This window comes from Serratia sp. DFXYC6, from assembly GCF_057196085.1.
The window spans coordinates 191,954-208,080 of record NZ_JBXUNV010000005.1 but is presented as its reverse complement, the minus strand read 5'-3'; the positions used below and the strand labels follow the sequence as shown (position 1 = coordinate 208,080).

Below are 16,127 nucleotides of genomic sequence, written 5' to 3'. Positions count from 1 at the left end.
TCAGGCGAAGAAGCTCAGGATGGTATTGATTACCGTACGTTGATTAGCATCGGACATATTGTAGAACAGCGGCAAACGCACCAGGCGCGCGCTTTCCTGGCTGGTATAGCGATCTTCACCGGCAAAGCGGCCAAACTGTTCGCCGGCCGGGCACGCATGCAGCGGGATATAGTGAAACACCGTCATGATCTCAGCTTCCTTCAGGTAGTCGATAAAGGCGGTGCGATCGTCGATATCACGCAGCTTGATATAGAACATGTGCGCATTGTGCTCGCAGTCCGCCGGCACAGTCGGCAACTCGATACGGCCGGCCTGCGCCAACGGCAGGAAGCTGTCGTAGTACTTCTGCCACAGAGCCAAACGGCGCTGGTTGATGCGTTCCGCCACTTCCAGCTGGCCCCACAGGTAGGCGGCCTGCAGGTCAGACATCAGATAGCTGGAACCGATGTCGCGCCAGGTATATTTGTCGACCTGGCCACGGAAGAACTGACTGCGGTTGGTGCCCTTCTCGCGGATGACTTCAGCCCGATCGATCAGGGCAGGATCGTTCACCAGCGTCGCGCCGCCTTCGCCGCCGGCGGTGTAGTTTTTGGTTTCATGGAAGCTGAAGCAGCCGATATGGCCGATGGTGCCCAATGCCTTGCCTTTGTAGGTCGACATCACGCCCTGCGCGGCGTCTTCCACCACGAAGAGGTTATATTTCTTCGCCAGCGCCATGATGGTATCCATCTCACAGGCAACGCCGGCATAGTGCACCGGTACAATCGCGCGGGTTTTATCGGTGATCGCCGCTTCGATTTTGGTTTCGTCGATGTTCATGGTGTCCGGACGCAGGTCGACGAACACCACTTTGGCACCGCGCAGCACAAAGGCGTTGGCGGTGGAAACGAAGGTAAAGCTCGGCATGATCACTTCGTCACCCGGCTGGATATCCAGCAGGATGGCGGCCATTTCCAACGACGCGGTGCAGGAAGGCGTCAACAGCACTTTCGCGCTGCCGAAACGCTGTTCCATCCACTGCTGGCAGCGACGGGTAAAACCGCCGTCGCCGCACAACTTGCCGCTGCTCATCGCAGCCTGCATATATTCCAGTTCAGTGCCAACAACCGGTGGAGCGTTAAATGGAATCATGTCTACCTCTGTATAACCAGTACGCGGTGCTTTCAATCACGGCACCCTGTCGTTGATAGAGTCGTAATGCGGCGATATTGCCTACCTGGGTCGCAACCCGCAGGCGTTGCATCCCCTGCCGCCGACATTCGGCCAGCGCCGCCGCCATCAGTCTGGAACCAATGCCCCGGCCTGATGCGCCGGGGTAGGCCGCCAGCAAGCCGATACGCATTTCCTGGCCGCCAATGTCGCGCAGGCTGACAAAGCCTTCAGGTTGCCCCTGGTTACCCAATACCAGCAAGCATTGATGATCGAAGGTGCCCAGCACCGCTTTTTCGATCCAGGCCGCATAGAATCGCCCGCTATCGGTGCGCTCGTACCACGGTGCGCGAAATCGGCTGGCGGCGAACACCTCACCGGCGGCAGCCCGCAACGACGGGATGTCCTCGGGCACGGCCATGCGCACCCCGGCCGCAGCGGTATCGACCGTCTCGCGTCCAGTTGCAATGTTCACGGCCAGATCCACTTCGCCTTCGACCAGCCGGAAGCCCAGCGCCGACAGTGCATCGGCCCACTCCAATCGGTAAGCGGGGATTTTAGCCTGCACCAACGCATAAGCATCCAAATCAGCGTTGCTCACGGGGGCCGCAGAGTCGTCGAAATGCAACTTGGCGCTCTTCAATTGGAAGAAGTCGCTCTCCCAATTCAGCGGTTCAATACTGGCGTGGACGTGCATGCAATAAATCCAGTAAGTATTTGCCGTAACCTGTTTTGGCCAGCGTCTGAGCCGCGCGTTTCACGCCCTCATCATCCAGCCAGCCATTGCGCCAGGCGATCTCTTCAAGACAGGCGATTTTAAAGCCCTGACGTTTCTCTACCGTCTGCACGAAGCTACTGGCTTCCAGCAGGCTGTCGTGAGTCCCGGTGTCCAGCCAGGCAAAACCGCGCCCCAGCAGCTCGACGGTCAGCTCGCCACGCTCCAGATACATCTGGTTGATGCTGGTGATCTCCAATTCTCCCCGAGCTGACGGCTTGATCTGCTTGGCGAACTCCACCACCTGAGCATCATAAAAATATAATCCGGTCACCGCCCAATTGGACTTCGGTTTAACCGGCTTTTCTTCGATCGACAGCGCGCGGAAGTGGTCGTCAAACTCCACCACGCCGAAACGCTCGGGATCCATCACCTGATAGCCAAATACAGTGGCACCGGCGGTGCGCGCCGCAACGCTTCTCAGCTTGGGACTGAACCCCTGACCAAAGTAAATATTATCGCCCAACACCAGGCAGCTCGGCTCGCCGGCCAAGAATTCTTCGCCAATCAGAAATGCCTGAGCCAGGCCATCGGGGCTAGGCTGCTCGGCATAGCTGAGATTGATGCCAAACGCTTCGCCGCTGCCCAACAAACGCTTGAAAGAAGGCAGATCTTCCGGCGTGGAGATAATCAGAATGTCTTTGATCCCTGCCAACATCAGTACCGACAGCGGGTAATAGATCATCGGCTTGTCATAAATCGGCAGCAGTTGCTTGGACACGCCGCGCGTGATCGGATGCAGACGCGTACCGGAACCGCCAGCCAGCACAATACCTTTCATACTTACTCCAAAACCCGCCGCACCGCCGCAAAGCGACGCGGCGTTAAATTAATCTGACAACCCCAAACGCTCACCGGCATAAGAACCGTCTTGCACCCGGCGCCACCAGGTTTCGTTAGCCAAATACCAGGCGACCGTCTTGCGAATGCCGCTTTCAAACGTTTCCTGCGGCCGCCAGCCCAACTCGCGATCGATTTTGCCGGCGTCGATGGCGTAACGCATATCGTGGCCTGGGCGATCCTTCACGTAAGTGATCAGATCGCGGTAGTTCGTCACGCCCTGCGGTTTATTTGGCGCCAATTCTTCCAGCAGATCGCAAATGGTCTGCACCACTTCGATATTCTTGCGCTCGTTATGGCCACCAATATTGTAAGTTTCGCCTACCACGCCTTCGGTCACGACCTGATAGAGCGCGCGCGCGTGATCTTCAACATACAACCAGTCACGCACCTGCGCGCCGTTGCCGTATACCGGCAGCGGTTTGCCGGCTACCGCATTCAGGATCACCAACGGAATCAACTTCTCTGGGAAGTGATAAGGGCCGTAGTTGTTCGAACAGTTGGTCACGAGGGTCGGCAAACCGTAGGTGCGCAACCAGGCACGCACCAGATGATCGCTCGATGCCTTGGAGGCGGAATACGGACTGCTCGGCGCATACGGCGTGGTTTCGGTGAACAGATCGTCGGTGCCGTGCAGGTCGCCGTACACTTCGTCGGTGGAGATATGATGGAAGCGGAAAGACTGCTTCTTCTCCGCCGCCAACGGCTGCCAGTAATGGCGCGCCGCTTCCAGCATCGTGTAAGTGCCAACCACGTTGGTCTCGATAAACGCCGCCGGGCCGTCGATAGAACGATCGACGTGGCTTTCCGCCGCCAGGTGCATCACCACGTCCGGCTGATAGCGGGCAAATACCCGGTCCAGCTCGGCACGATCGCAGATGTCGACCTGCTCGAAAGCATAGCGCTCGCTGTCGGCCACCACCGCCAGCGACTCGAGGTTACCGGCATAGGTCAGCTTATCCACTACCACCACGCTGTCGCCGGTGGCTTCGATGATGTGCCGCACCACTGCGGAGCCAATGAAACCGGCGCCGCCGGTGACTAAGATACGCTTCAACGCCAGACTCCCTTGGTATCCACCACCCAGCTTTGCTTGATCTCTTCCGGCCGGATGGCCTTGAACTGTTGGTGATCGACCAACATCACAATCACATCGGCCTGCTGCAACGCCTCAGCGATTGGCGTCAACGTCACATGGCCCGCCAGCGACTTCGGCAACTGTTCGACGTTCGGTTCCACCGCCAGCGTTTCGCCGACGTGCCATTCGGCGATCAGGTGCGCCACTTCCACCGCCGGACTTTCACGCAAATCGTCGATATTCGGTTTGAAGGCCAGGCCGAAGCAGGCGATTTTCACCTCGGACGCGCGCTTGTCGGTGGCGGCCAGGCAATCGGCCACCGCCGCTTTCACCCGGTCGACCACCCACAGCGGTTTGCCGTCGTTCACCAGGCGTGCGGTGTGAATCAAACGCGCCTGCTGCGGGTTTTGCGCCACGATAAACCACGGATCGACGGCGATGCAGTGACCGCCTACGCCCGGCCCCGGCTGCAGAATATTCACCCGCGGATGGCGGTTCGCCAGGCGGATCAGTTCCCAGACGTTGATCCCCTGTTCGGCGCAAATCAACGACAGTTCGTTGGCAAAGGCGATATTCACGTCGCGGAAGCTGTTTTCCGTCAGCTTGCACATCTCGGCAGTGCGTGAGTTGGTGACTACGCATTCCCCCTCGAGGAAAATCTTGTACAGCGCGCTGGCTCGTTCCGAGCACTTCGGCGTCATGCCGCCGATCACTCGGTCGTTTTGAATCAGCTCTACCATCACCTGCCCCGGCAACACGCGCTCCGGACAGTAGGCGATATTCACGTCCGCCGCTTCGCCCGCTTGCTGCGGGAAGCTGAGATCGCTGCGCGCCTGCGCCAACCAGTCCGCCATTTGTTCAGTGGCGCCCACCGGCGAGGTGGACTCCAGGATCACCAGATCGCCTTTTTTCAGCACCGGCGCCAGCGATTTCGCCGCTGCTTCGACATAAGCCAGATCCGGCTCGTGATCGCCCTTGAACGGCGTAGGTACCGCGATCAGGAACGCATCGGCCGCCAGCGGTTTGGTCACCGCCCGCAGGAAACCGCCGTCGACGGCGTCCTTGACCACTTTGTCCAGATCCGGCTCGACGATATGGATCGCGCCGCGGTTAATGGTATCTACCGCATGTTGGTTAACATCTACGCCCACCACTTTTTTCTTGCGGGAAGCAAACGCCGCCGCCGTTGGCAAGCCGATATAACCCAGGCCGATAACCGAAATAGTGTCAAAACTCATAGTGTCACCTGATGATTCTTTAAAGCTTCGAGGATACGCTGACAGGCATGCCCGTCGCCGTATGGGTTATGCGCCCGGCTCATCGCGTGATATTCGCTTTCGTCCGTCAACAGCCGGGTCACCGCTTCAACAATTTTGGCCACATCGGTGCCGACCAGGCGCACCGTGCCCGCATCTACCGCCTCCGGGCGCTCGGTGGTGTCGCGCATCACCAGCACCGGCTTGCCTAACGAGGGCGCCTCTTCCTGAATGCCGCCGGAGTCGGTCAGGATCATGTAAGCGTGGGTCATCAAATAGACAAACGGCAAATAATCCTGCGGCTCGATCAGCATGACGTTGTCGATGCCTTTCAAAATGCGATTCACCGGCTCGCTGACATTCGGATTGAGATGCACCGGGTACACCACCTGCACTTCCGGGTGGCTGCGGGCGATCTCCGCCAGCGCACTGCAAATCCGCTCAAAACCGCCGCCAAAACTTTCCCGGCGATGGCCGGTGACCAGAATCAGTTTTTTGTCGGCATCGAGGAACGGGTAACGCTGCGCCAGGCTGGCGCGCAGCGCAGCATCGCTCATCACGCGATCGCGCACCCAGAACAGCGCGTCTATCACCGTATTGCCGGTCACAAAAATACGGTTGTCCGGCAGCAGCTCGCGCAGCAGGTTTTGGCGCGAGTTCTCGGTCGGCGCGAAGTGGTACATCGCCAGATGGCCGGTCAGTTTTCGGTTGGCCTCTTCCGGCCAGGGAGAATACAGATTGCCGGTACGCAGCCCGGCCTCGACATGCCCGACGGGGATGCGTTGATAGAACGCTGCCAGACTGGTCGCCAGCGTGGTGGTGGTATCGCCGTGCACCAGCACCACGTCCGGTTTGAAGTCTTCCAGCACCCCTTTCAGCCCTTCCAGGATGCGACAGGTGATTTCCGTTAGCCCCTGGCCGGGTTTCATGATGTTCAGGTCGTAATCCGGCGTGATCTCGAACAACCGCAATACCTGATCCAACATCTCACGATGCTGTGCCGTTACGCAGACTCTTGCTTCAAAGGCCTCATCCTGGGCCAGTGCATGTACCAGCGGTGCCATTTTAATGGCTTCAGGTCTGGTGCCGAAAACAGTCAACACTTTCACAGCGAATCTCTTTTGGTCGGTTAATCGCAGGCCCCGCCTGCGAATGGGGCGCTCACGCGCCCTGCATCAGATTATTATATTATTTTTTAACTACGCGGCCGACGCGCCAAGGCAACACCCGCGCCAACCAAAGCGCCCATCGCGCCCCACAGAATCAGCCAGAATACCCGGCGCGGGCTGTCGCGTTTTACCGGCTCTTCCGGCGTGCGCAAATAACGATAGGTCTGGAACTTCTCATCCAACGTCGGGCCAACGTTCAGCGTCGCCAACATTGCGCGATTCTGATCGTAATCCAGATCGTAGGTCGGGCCGGAGGCCTGCAGGCCTTCCAGACGCGCCTGCAGCATTGGCCGGCCCAGCAGGAACAGATCCGAATCCGGCAACTGTTCTGCCGGGGTGTCGGTTTGCGTGCGGCTGATCCCCTGGCTTTCGGCGATTTTCAACGCCTGCTGCGTGGTGTTCAGCTCGCGCTTGTAAACCGACTCCGCCACCGCTTCCTGGCGCTTGACCTGTGCCTTCATCGAAGTAGTGCGAGCGGCCCACGCCCCCTGAATCTCTTCGTTCAGATGCAGGGCAGCGCGGTGGCTGGCGAAGGCCACATATTGGCGCAGCAGGCGGTTGGCGTCTGCGGCGGTTTCCGCCGTCAGCTTCACGCCGTCGTTCGGGACTTTTTTGTCGTCGCGCGGCGTGAACAGGATGTTATTGATCAACTCGTCGAGCAATGCCGCATCGGCGCGGGCATCCCCTTCCTGACGCTGTTTGTAGTAATCGCTCTGCAGCCAGAAATCGCGACGCGTGTCGTAAGCCGCCAGCTGCATGATGAACTCATTGTACGCTTCATCCGCGATGCTCGGCTGATCGCCGGCCATCGCCGGCAGCGTGCGCACGTCCAGATTGCGCAGGAACTGCTGCTGGGAATAGTAACCACCCAGCGCATTCACCGTGGGTTTGTCGGTGATTGCGGTCGCGCTCCACTCTTGCTTAACCAGGTAAGAAACGATCAGCGCGACCGCCGCGAACAGCACCGCAATGCCGATAATCCACGGTTTGCCGCGCCACAGGGTGCAGCACAGGCCGCGGATATCGAGTTCGTTATCCACCGCCGGGGTATGCTTGTCAGACGTTGTTTCTGGATTCATCACAGCCAAAAAGCCTCTGGTTAAGATACTTGCTTGTTATCGCTCGAACGCCGCAGCCGGCGCTTGATACGCTTAATGTACCGCGCAACCCGCCAGGCGCGCTTGATGCAGTAACCGTACAGGAAGAAAGCAAGCAAAAATAATGCCAACATAACCCACTCAGGGATAAAAGTCAGGCGTTCGCCGATCACGCCCACCGCCGCCAGCAATGCGGCCGCCAGGGTGATCAACACGAAAGCCTGCCGCGGCGTAAAGCCGGCGCGCATGATCAGGTGGTGAATATGTTGACGATCGGGAGAGAAGGGGCTCATCCCCTTGCGTAAACGACGGTACATGATTGCTATCATGTCCATCAGCGGAATAGCGATGATCCACAGCGCGGTCACCGGGTTGATCGAGTGAGCCTTACCCTGCGAGCTTTGCAGCAGCAGCCAAATGGCAGTAAAGCCGATCAGGGTGCTGCCGGCGTCCCCCATAAACACCTTATAACGGCGGCCGAGGATGCCGAGGTTGAGCAAAATATAGGGAACGATGGTGGCGATCATCGCAAAGCACCAGAACGCCAGCTCATGATGGCCGCTCAGGTACAGCAGCAGGCCCAGCGCCCCGAAGGAAACGCACGACAGCCCACCCAGCAGGCCATCGATGCCGTCGACCATGTTGAAGGCGTTGATCGCCGCCCATACCGCGAACAGCGTCACCAGATAACCGAACGGCCCCAGCAGCATCTCCCAGTCACCCAGCACATGGCCGAAGCTGCGCAGATACAGACCGGCGAACACCATCATGGCGATGCCGACCAGCGCCTGCACCAGGGCGCGGATTTTAACGCTGATGTCGAAACGATCGTCGAGCGCGCCCACAAACACCAGAATGCCGGCGCAGGTGAGATAAAGCTTGGCGTGCGCGATAGGTTGTTCGGAAATCCAAAACGCGAAGCACAACCCGGCATAAACGGAAATACCGCCGACCAGCGGAATCAACCCCTGATGGCGTTTGCGATAATTGGGTTTATCTACCAGACCAATACGTTTTGCCGCCTTGCGGGCAACAAAGAGAAAAGCCAAAGAAAACAGGAAAACAAATAGAATTTCAGTACTCATAGTGAGTAAGTTCACAGTTAACAGATCTCTGTAGAAGATAAGGCAGCTTACCACGGGCAATAGCTTGTGCCATCGACCCCCGCCACCTTTCGGTCATTTCCTATGACAACGGTGATTCATGCCTATTTTCTTCGCATCGGCTGACAAAACGACAGCAGCAAAGCCGACCGGCACCGGGCCGACCGACAAACAAGATGAATTCTCAATAAGTCGAGGAAACAACTTACTTTTCCATTACTGCTACTTATCGTATCCGCCAAAAGCGAAAAACGCCACGACTAGGCGTGGCGTTCAGCGAATTTTTTAACGAATTATGAGCGTTTCATCATATCGAAGAATTCATCGTTGGTTTTGGTCATCGCCAACTTATTAATGAGGAACTCCATCGCGTCAATCTCACCCATCGGGTGAATGATTTTGCGCAGGATCCACATTTTCTGCAGCTCTTCGGAAGTGGTGAGCAGCTCTTCTTTACGGGTACCGGAGCGGTTGTAATCGATCGCAGGGAATACGCGTTTCTCGGCGATTTTACGCGCCAGATGCAATTCCATGTTGCCGGTACCTTTAAATTCTTCGTAGATCACTTCGTCCATCTTCGAACCGGTATCAACCAGCGCGGTCGCGATGATGGTCAGGCTGCCGCCCTCTTCCACGTTACGCGCCGCACCGAAGAAACGCTTCGGACGATGCAGGGCGTTGGCGTCCACACCACCGGTCAGCACCTTGCCAGAGGCCGGTACCACGGTGTTGTAGGCACGCGCCAGACGGGTGATGGAGTCGAGCAGAATGATCACGTCTTTCTTGTGCTCAACCAGGCGCTTGGCCTTCTCGATCACCATTTCGGCCACTTGCACGTGACGCGAAGCCGGCTCGTCGAAGGTCGAGGCGATCACTTCGCCTTTCACCAGGCGCTGCATCTCGGTCACTTCTTCCGGACGTTCGTCGATCAGCAGCACCATCAGCACGCAGTCTGGGTGGTTGTAGGCAATGCTCTGCGCAATATTCTGCAGCAGCATGGTTTTACCGGCTTTCGGCGGTGCCACGATCAGGCCACGCTGGCCGCGGCCAATAGGCGCCGCCAGATCCAGTACGCGCGCCGTCAGGTCTTCGGTCGAGCCGTTGCCGCGCTCCATCCGCAGACGAGAATTGGCGTGCAGCGGCGTCAAGTTCTCGAACAGGATCTTGCTGCGGGCGTTTTCCGGCTTGTCGTAGTTGACTTCGTTGACTTTCAACAGTGCAAAATAGCGCTCGCCTTCTTTTGGCGGACGAATCTTACCGGAAATGGTGTCACCAGTGCGGAGGTTGAAGCGGCGGATTTGGCTAGGGGATACGTAGATGTCGTCGGGACCGGCGAGGTAGGAACTGTCTCCAGAGCGGAGGAAACCGAATCCATCCTGCAATATCTCGAGCACGCCGTCGCCGAAGATATCTTCTCCGCTTTTCGCATGTTGCTTCAGAATGGAGAAGATAATGTCCTGCTTGCGCATACGGGCAAGGTTTTCCAGCCCCATATTTTCGCCGAGAGTAATCAGCTCAGAAACCGGCGTATTCTTTAATTCGGTAAGATTCATAGTGGTGGGTTCTTAAACTCGGGGTATGTCTCGAACTTGTATCGTGAATGGTATGGCAGCGAAATGCGTGCCTGTTTACTGGACGTTCGATCACCGGGCGCAGAGCCGTCGCGGTAAGAAATGGCTTACATCGGGCGCACGCATTGACGGTTGAAGATCGAAGGTACCTTAAAAATGATTTTTGCAAAACCGTTTGATTGCCAAAACACGGGCTGAGTTCAGTTTACTTTCAACGCCAGTGATTCGACACAGAGTATAGCTTTAGATTCAAACTCTTTAGATTTAAAACTTCGGGCAAGTTCTATATGCAGTGTGGTTAAACTTAACACGCTTCTTGGCAGGCGTCTAGCGGTGAATTGAACATCACCGCCAGGCGCCTGATACTGGGCTTCCCGCCCGATTACAGATTCGCGTTCAGGAAATCTTTGAGCTGACCTTTGGACAACGCGCCAACCTTGGTCGCGGCCACTTCACCGTTCTTGAACAGCAACAGCGTAGGGATGCCACGGATACCGTACTTAGGCGCGGTAGCCGGGTTCTGATCGATATTCAGCTTGGTGATGGTCAGTTTGCCTTCGAACTCTTCGGCAATCTCATCCAGAATCGGAGCAATCATCTTGCACGGCCCACACCATTCAGCCCAGAAATCGACCAGGATCGGCCCTTCCGCTTTCAGCACGTCAGCTTCGAAGCTGCTGTCAGTCAGGTGAATAATTTTATCGCTCATGTTCTACTCCACAGGATTATGTCTACCTTGTTGGTGTAGCATTAACCAACTCAAGGTGATTTTATTGCACCGCGTTTATTTCAACGGATGTGCTTTCGTAAAGCAATAGTTAGCTGATATTCTACCACACTATGAGCAAAACACACTTGACCGAACAGAAGTTTTCCGACTTCGCCCTGCACCCGTTAGTCCTTGAAGCCCTTGAGAAAAAAGGGTTTCACAATTGCACGCCCATCCAGGCGTTAGCATTGCCGCTCACGCTCTCCGGGCGTGACGTTGCAGGTCAGGCGCAAACCGGTACCGGAAAGACGCTGGCGTTTTTGGCGTCTACTTTTCACTATTTGCTGACTCACCCGGCGAAACAGGATCGCCAGACCAATCAGCCGCGCGCCTTGATCATGGCGCCTACGCGTGAACTGGCGGTGCAAATCCACTCCGATGCGGAAGCGCTCTCCCAGAGCACCGGCCTGAAACTGGGCCTGGCCTACGGCGGCGACGGCTACGACAAACAGCTGAAGGTGCTGGAAAGCGGCGTGGACATTCTGATTGGCACCACCGGCCGTTTAATCGATTACACCAAACAGAACTATGTCGATCTCGGCGCGATGCAGGTCGTCGTGCTGGATGAAGCCGATCGCATGTACGATCTTGGCTTTATCAAAGACATCCGTTGGCTGTTCCGCCGCATGCCTGCGGCCGATCAACGCCTGAACATGCTGTTCTCCGCTACCCTGTCCTATCGCGTACGCGAACTGGCCTTCGAGCAGATGAACAACGCCGAATATGTTGAAGTGGAACCGGAACAGAAAACCGGCCACCGCATTAAAGAAGAGCTGTTCTACCCGTCCAACGAAGAAAAAATGCGTCTGCTGCAGACGCTGATCGAAGAAGAGTGGCCGGATCGCGCCATCATCTTTGCCAACACCAAGCACCGCTGCGAAGACATCTGGGGCCATCTGGCCGCCGACGGTCACCGCGTGGGCCTGCTGACCGGTGACGTGGCGCAGAAAAAACGCCTGCGCATCCTCGACGACTTCACCAAAGGCAATCTCGATATTCTGGTCGCCACCGACGTCGCCGCGCGCGGTCTGCACATCCCTTCCGTCACGCACGTCTTCAACTACGATCTGCCTGACGACTGCGAAGACTACGTGCACCGCATCGGCCGTACCGGCCGCGCAGGCGCCAGCGGCCACTCCATCAGCCTGGCGTGTGAAGAGTATGCGCTCAACCTGCCGGCGATCGAGACCTATATCGACCACAGCATTCCGGTGAGCAAGTACAACAGCGATGCGCTGCTGACCGATTTGCCGGCGCCGAAGCGCCTGTCGCGTCCGCGCGGCGGCAACGGCCCACGTCGCAACTCCGCGCCACGTCGCGGCGGCGCGCCGCGCAACAACCGTAAACGTTCGAGCTGATCGCCATGCTCAGTTCCAGCACGCTTTATGCTGCCATCGATCTCGGCTCCAACAGCTTCCACATGTTGGTAGTGCGCGAGGTGGCCGGCAGCATTCAGACTCTGGCGCGGATCAAGCGCAAAGTGCGCCTGGCGGCCGGGCTGGATCAGAACAATCACCTGTCGCATGAGGCCATGCAACGCGGCTGGCAGTGCCTGCGGCTGTTCTCCGAACGCCTGCAGGACATACCACGCGAGCAGATCCGCGTCGTCGCCACCGCCACGCTGCGTCTGGCGTCCAACGCCGATGAGTTCCTGCAGGCCGCCGAGCAAATCCTCGGCTGCCCGGTACAGGTGATCAGCGGCGAAGAAGAGGCACGGCTGATCTATCACGGCGTCGCGCACACCACCGGCGGGCCGGATCGTCGGCTGGTCGTCGACATCGGCGGCGGCAGCACCGAACTGGTCACCGGCAGCGGCGCACAGGCAACGCAGCTGTATAGCCTGTCGATGGGCTGCGTCACCTGGCTGGAACGCTACTTCAGCGATCGCAACCTTGGGCAAGAAAACTTCGAGCGCGCCGAACAGGCCGCGCGCGAAATGGTGCGGCCGATCGCACCGCAATTGCGCCAGCAAGGTTGGCAGATCTGCGTCGGCGCTTCCGGCACCGTGCAAGCGCTGCAGGAGATCATGGTGGCGCAGGGCATGGATGAGCGCATCACCCTGCCCAAACTGCGCCAGCTGAAACAGCGCGCCATTCAGTGCGGCAAGCTGGAAGAGCTGGAGATCGAAGGGTTGACGCTGGAGCGCGCGCTGGTGTTCCCGAGCGGCCTGTCCATCCTGTTGGCCATCTTCCAGGAGCTGGGCATCGAGAGCATGATGCTGGCCGGCGGGGCGCTGCGTGAAGGTCTGGTTTACGGCATGCTGCATCTGCCGGTGGAGCAGGATATTCGCATCCGCACCATCCGCAACCTGCAGCGCCGCTACCTGATCGACACCGAGCAGGCCGAACGCGTCAGCCAGCTCGCCGCCAACTTCTCCCAGCAGGTCGCCAACGAGTGGCAGCTGGATGCGCGATGTCGCGAGCTGTTGCACAGCGCCAGCCTGATCCACGAACTCGGCCTCAGCGTCGATTTCAAGCAGGCGCCGCAACACGCCGCCTACCTGATCCGCCACCTGGACTTACCCGGCTTTACCCCGGCGCAGAAAAAACTGCTGGCCACCCTGCTGCAAAATCAGAGCAACACCCTCGACCTGTCGCTGTTGAACCAGCAAAACGCCCTGCCGCCGCGCACTGCGCAGCGCCTGTGCCGCATTTTGCGCCTGGCGATCATCTTCGCCAGCCGCCGCCGCGACGACACGCTGCCGGCGGTGCGGTTACGCGCCAATCAGGACGATGAACTGACGGTGATCTTGCCGCCGGGCTGGCTGGAACAGCATCCGCTGCGCGCCGAGGCGCTGGAGCAGGAAAGCCACTGGCAGAGCTACGTCCACTGGACGCTGCGGTTGGAAGAACAACGTTGACATGACCAGGGCGCGAATCGCGCCCTTTCTTTTTAATTCCCGCCTTTGGCCTTGGCCAGCTGGGCGCGGATATTGGCCAGATGGCTCTGCCCCTTCTGCATCCGCTCCTGCGGGCTCACCACTTTGCGTTCGGTTTCCCACGCCAAATCGTCCTGCGGCAGCTCCAGCAGGAACCGGCTCGGCTCCGGCCGCACCAGCTCGCCGTACTGACGGCGCTCGCGGCACAGGGTGAAAATCAGCTCTTTTTGCGCGCGGGTGATCCCTACATAGGCCAGACGCCGCTCTTCATCGACATTGTCTTCGTCGATGCTGCTCTGGTGCGGCAGCAGCCCCTCTTCCATGCCCACCAAGAACACGTAAGGGAACTCCAGCCCCTTTGAGGCGTGCAGCGTCATTAGCTGCACCTGATCCAGCTCCTCTTCACTTTCGCCGCGTTCCATCATGTCACGCAGGGTGAAGCGCGTCACGACCTGGGTCAGCGTCATCGGCTCGTCCAGATCGTTGCCTTCCAGCATTTCCGTCATCCAACCGAACAGCGTGTTGACGTTTTTCATCCGCATTTCGGCGGCCTTCGGGCTGGTCGAGGTTTCAAACAGCCAGCTCTCATAATCCACGCCGCGGATCAGATCGCGCACCGCCGCCACTGGCTCACGTTCCGCCTGCTGGGCGATGCCGCCCAGCCAATGGGTGAAGCGCTGCAGCGATTCCAGCCCGCGTCCGGTCAAGTGCTGGCTCAGCCCCAGATCGAAGCTGGCATGGAACAAACTTTTGTTGCGCTGGTTGGCCCACTCGCCAAGCTTCTGCAGCGTTGCCGGGCCGATCTCACGCTTGGGGGTATTGACGATGCGCAGAAAGGCGCTGTCGTCTTCCGGGTTGGTCAGCACGCGCAGGTAAGCCAGCAGATCCTTGATCTCGGGGCGCGAGAAGAACGAGGTGCCGCCGGAAATCTTGTACGGGATACGGTTCTGCATCAGCATCTTTTCAAACACCCGCGACTGGTGATTGCCGCGGTACAGGATCGCATAGTCGCCGTAATTGGTCTTTTTCACGAAGTGGTGGGCGATAAGCTCCCCTACCACCCGCTCGGCTTCGTGATCCTCATTGTTGGCGGTCACTACCTTCAGCTCTTCGCCATACCCCAGCTCAGAAAACAGCCGCTTTTCAAACACGTGTGGGTTATTGGCGATCAGAATGTTGGCCGCCTTCAAAATGCGCTCGCTGGAACGGTAGTTTTGCTCCAGCTTGATCACCTGCAGCGCCGGGAAATCTTCCTTCAGCAACACCAGGTTCTGCGGCCGCGCGCCGCGCCAGGAGTAGATCGACTGGTCGTCGTCGCCCACCACGGTAAAGCGCGCGCGGTTGCCCACCAGCAGCTTCACCAGCTCGTATTGGCTGGTGTTGGTATCCTGATACTCATCCACCAGCAGATAGCGGATGCGCTGCTGCCAGCGTTCGCGCACCTCTTCGTTGCGTTGCAACAGCAGCGTCGGCAGCAGGATCAGGTCATCGAAGTCCAGCACATTGCACGCCCGCATATGGGCGTGGTAAAGACCGTAGCAGTGGGCGAACAGCTTGTCGCGTTCCGAGCGCGCCAACTCTGCCGCCCGCTGGGGATCGATCAGGTCGTTTTTCCAGTTGGAGATGGTCGAAATCAGCTGCGCCACCAGCGTTTTGTCGCTTTCCAGCCACTTTTCGGTCAGCTCTTTCAATAGCGCCAGCTGATCCTGATCGTCGAACAGCGAGAAGTTGGACTTCATCCCCAACGCCACGTATTCACGCTTGATGATCTCCAGCCCCAGGGTATGGAAGGTCGAAATCATCAGCCCGCGCGCCTCTTTGCGCCCCAGGGTTTGCGACACGCGCTCTTTCATCTCGCGTGCGGCCTTGTTGGTAAAGGTCACGGCGGCGATGTGCCGCGCCTGATAGCCGCAGTGGTGGATCAGGTGGGCTATCTTGTTGGTGATAACGCGCGTCTTGCCGGAACCGGCGCCGGCCAACACCAGGCAGGGCCCGGTAACGAATTCGACGGCTTGTTGTTGGCTGGGGTTTAATCGCATGGTGCTGGCTTGCTCAACTGTAAAACGTGGAAGGGAATTGTAGCAGAAAGCGCCGATGAGATTTAGCGGGTATAATCAGCGCAATTTTCGCATCGACAAAGGCAATACCATGGCAAAAACGGCGTGCGCCCTGCACATTCTGGTAGACAATGAAAAGCTGGCCAACGAGCTGCTGGCCAAGCTGAAGCGCGGCGTCAGCTTCGACACGCTGGCACGCAAATATTCGAGCTGCCCGTCAAAACGCAACGGCGGCTCGCTGGGCGAATTCAACAAGGGCGCGATGGTGCCGGCGTTCGATAAAGCGGTGTTCAGCATACCGCTGCTCAAACCTTACGGCCCGGTCAAAACCCAGTTCGGTTACCACATCATCAAGGTGCTGTACCGCAACTAGGGGGCCTGCGCC

Annotated in this window: 14 protein-coding genes; 3 read left to right on the top strand and 11 right to left on the bottom strand. The window is 58.3% G+C overall.

Annotated features, from left to right (window positions below):
• The 10 genes from rffA to trxA all read right to left on the bottom strand — a co-directional run bounded on the left by rffA (nt 1) and on the right by trxA (nt 10,747).
• The gene (gene rffA / locus AC2CGQ_RS21965; protein WP_048326565.1) at nt 1-1,131 is read right to left on the bottom strand and encodes a dTDP-4-amino-4,6-dideoxygalactose transaminase; all 1,131 of its coding nucleotides are present in this window, start codon (nt 1,129-1,131) and stop codon (nt 1-3) included.
• Nucleotides 1,118-1,846 carry a dTDP-4-amino-4,6-dideoxy-D-galactose acyltransferase gene (rffC, locus tag AC2CGQ_RS21960; RefSeq protein ID WP_118892565.1) on the bottom strand — a complete coding sequence of 243 codons (729 nt, stop codon included), beginning with the start codon at nt 1,844-1,846 and terminating at the stop codon, nt 1,118-1,120. The genes rffA and rffC overlap by 14 nt, the downstream gene beginning before the upstream one ends.
• Complete coding sequence (gene rfbA / locus AC2CGQ_RS21955; RefSeq protein ID WP_015376254.1) at nt 1,824-2,705, bottom strand: glucose-1-phosphate thymidylyltransferase RfbA; 882 nt, start codon at nt 2,703-2,705, stop codon at nt 1,824-1,826. The genes rffC and rfbA overlap by 23 nt, the downstream gene beginning before the upstream one ends.
• Nucleotides 2,706-2,753: 48 nt before the next feature.
• On the bottom strand, nt 2,754-3,821 hold the full coding sequence (rffG, locus tag AC2CGQ_RS21950; RefSeq protein ID WP_015376253.1) for a dTDP-glucose 4,6-dehydratase: 1,068 nt from the start codon (nt 3,819-3,821) through the stop codon (nt 2,754-2,756).
• Nucleotides 3,818-5,080 (bottom strand): UDP-N-acetyl-D-mannosamine dehydrogenase, encoded by a 1,263-nt coding sequence (wecC, locus tag AC2CGQ_RS21945; protein WP_015376252.1) that lies wholly within the window; start codon nt 5,078-5,080, stop codon nt 3,818-3,820. The genes rffG and wecC overlap by 4 nt, the downstream gene beginning before the upstream one ends.
• Nucleotides 5,077-6,207, bottom strand: coding sequence for a non-hydrolyzing UDP-N-acetylglucosamine 2-epimerase (wecB, locus tag AC2CGQ_RS21940; RefSeq protein ID WP_004934198.1), 1,131 nt, complete (start codon nt 6,205-6,207; stop codon nt 5,077-5,079). Before wecB ends, wecC begins: the two co-directional genes overlap by 4 nt.
• 86 nt (nt 6,208-6,293) lie before the next feature.
• On the bottom strand, nt 6,294-7,346 hold the full coding sequence (gene wzzE, locus AC2CGQ_RS21935) for an ECA polysaccharide chain length modulation protein (protein WP_021505188.1): 1,053 nt from the start codon (nt 7,344-7,346) through the stop codon (nt 6,294-6,296).
• 20 nt (nt 7,347-7,366) lie between these two features.
• Complete coding sequence (gene wecA / locus AC2CGQ_RS21930) at nt 7,367-8,464, bottom strand: UDP-N-acetylglucosamine--undecaprenyl-phosphate N-acetylglucosaminephosphotransferase (protein ID WP_004934192.1); 1,098 nt, start codon at nt 8,462-8,464, stop codon at nt 7,367-7,369.
• 296 nt (nt 8,465-8,760) lie between these two features.
• Nucleotides 8,761-10,020: a transcription termination factor Rho gene (gene rho / locus AC2CGQ_RS21925; RefSeq protein ID WP_004934188.1), complete on the bottom strand. Its 1,260-nt coding sequence runs from the start codon at nt 10,018-10,020 to the stop codon at nt 8,761-8,763.
• Nucleotides 10,021-10,420: 400 nt separating this feature from the next.
• Nucleotides 10,421-10,747 (bottom strand): thioredoxin TrxA, encoded by a 327-nt coding sequence (trxA, locus tag AC2CGQ_RS21920; protein WP_004934187.1) that lies wholly within the window; start codon nt 10,745-10,747, stop codon nt 10,421-10,423.
• A 131-nt stretch (nt 10,748-10,878) separates the two neighbouring features.
• Between trxA and rhlB the strand changes: the two genes are divergently transcribed.
• The gene (rhlB, locus tag AC2CGQ_RS21915) at nt 10,879-12,165 is read left to right on the top strand and encodes an ATP-dependent RNA helicase RhlB (RefSeq protein WP_015376249.1); all 1,287 of its coding nucleotides are present in this window, start codon (nt 10,879-10,881) and stop codon (nt 12,163-12,165) included.
• A gap of 5 nt (nt 12,166-12,170) precedes the next feature.
• A complete protein-coding gene (gene ppx, locus AC2CGQ_RS21910) occupies nt 12,171-13,667 on the top strand; it encodes an exopolyphosphatase (protein WP_049278782.1) in 1,497 nt (498 codons plus the stop codon).
• Nucleotides 13,668-13,699: 32 nt separating this feature from the next.
• Here the strand turns inward: ppx and rep are convergent, their stop codons facing one another.
• Nucleotides 13,700-15,724, bottom strand: a complete 2,025-nt coding sequence (gene rep / locus AC2CGQ_RS21905) for a DNA helicase Rep (protein ID WP_004934177.1) — start codon at nt 15,722-15,724, stop codon at nt 13,700-13,702.
• Nucleotides 15,725-15,833: 109 nt separating this feature from the next.
• On the opposite strand from rep, the gene ppiC reads away from it, so the two are divergent.
• Nucleotides 15,834-16,115, top strand: a complete 282-nt coding sequence (gene ppiC, locus AC2CGQ_RS21900; RefSeq protein ID WP_004934175.1) for a peptidylprolyl isomerase PpiC — start codon at nt 15,834-15,836, stop codon at nt 16,113-16,115.
• Nucleotides 16,116-16,127: the final 12 nt, after the last annotated feature.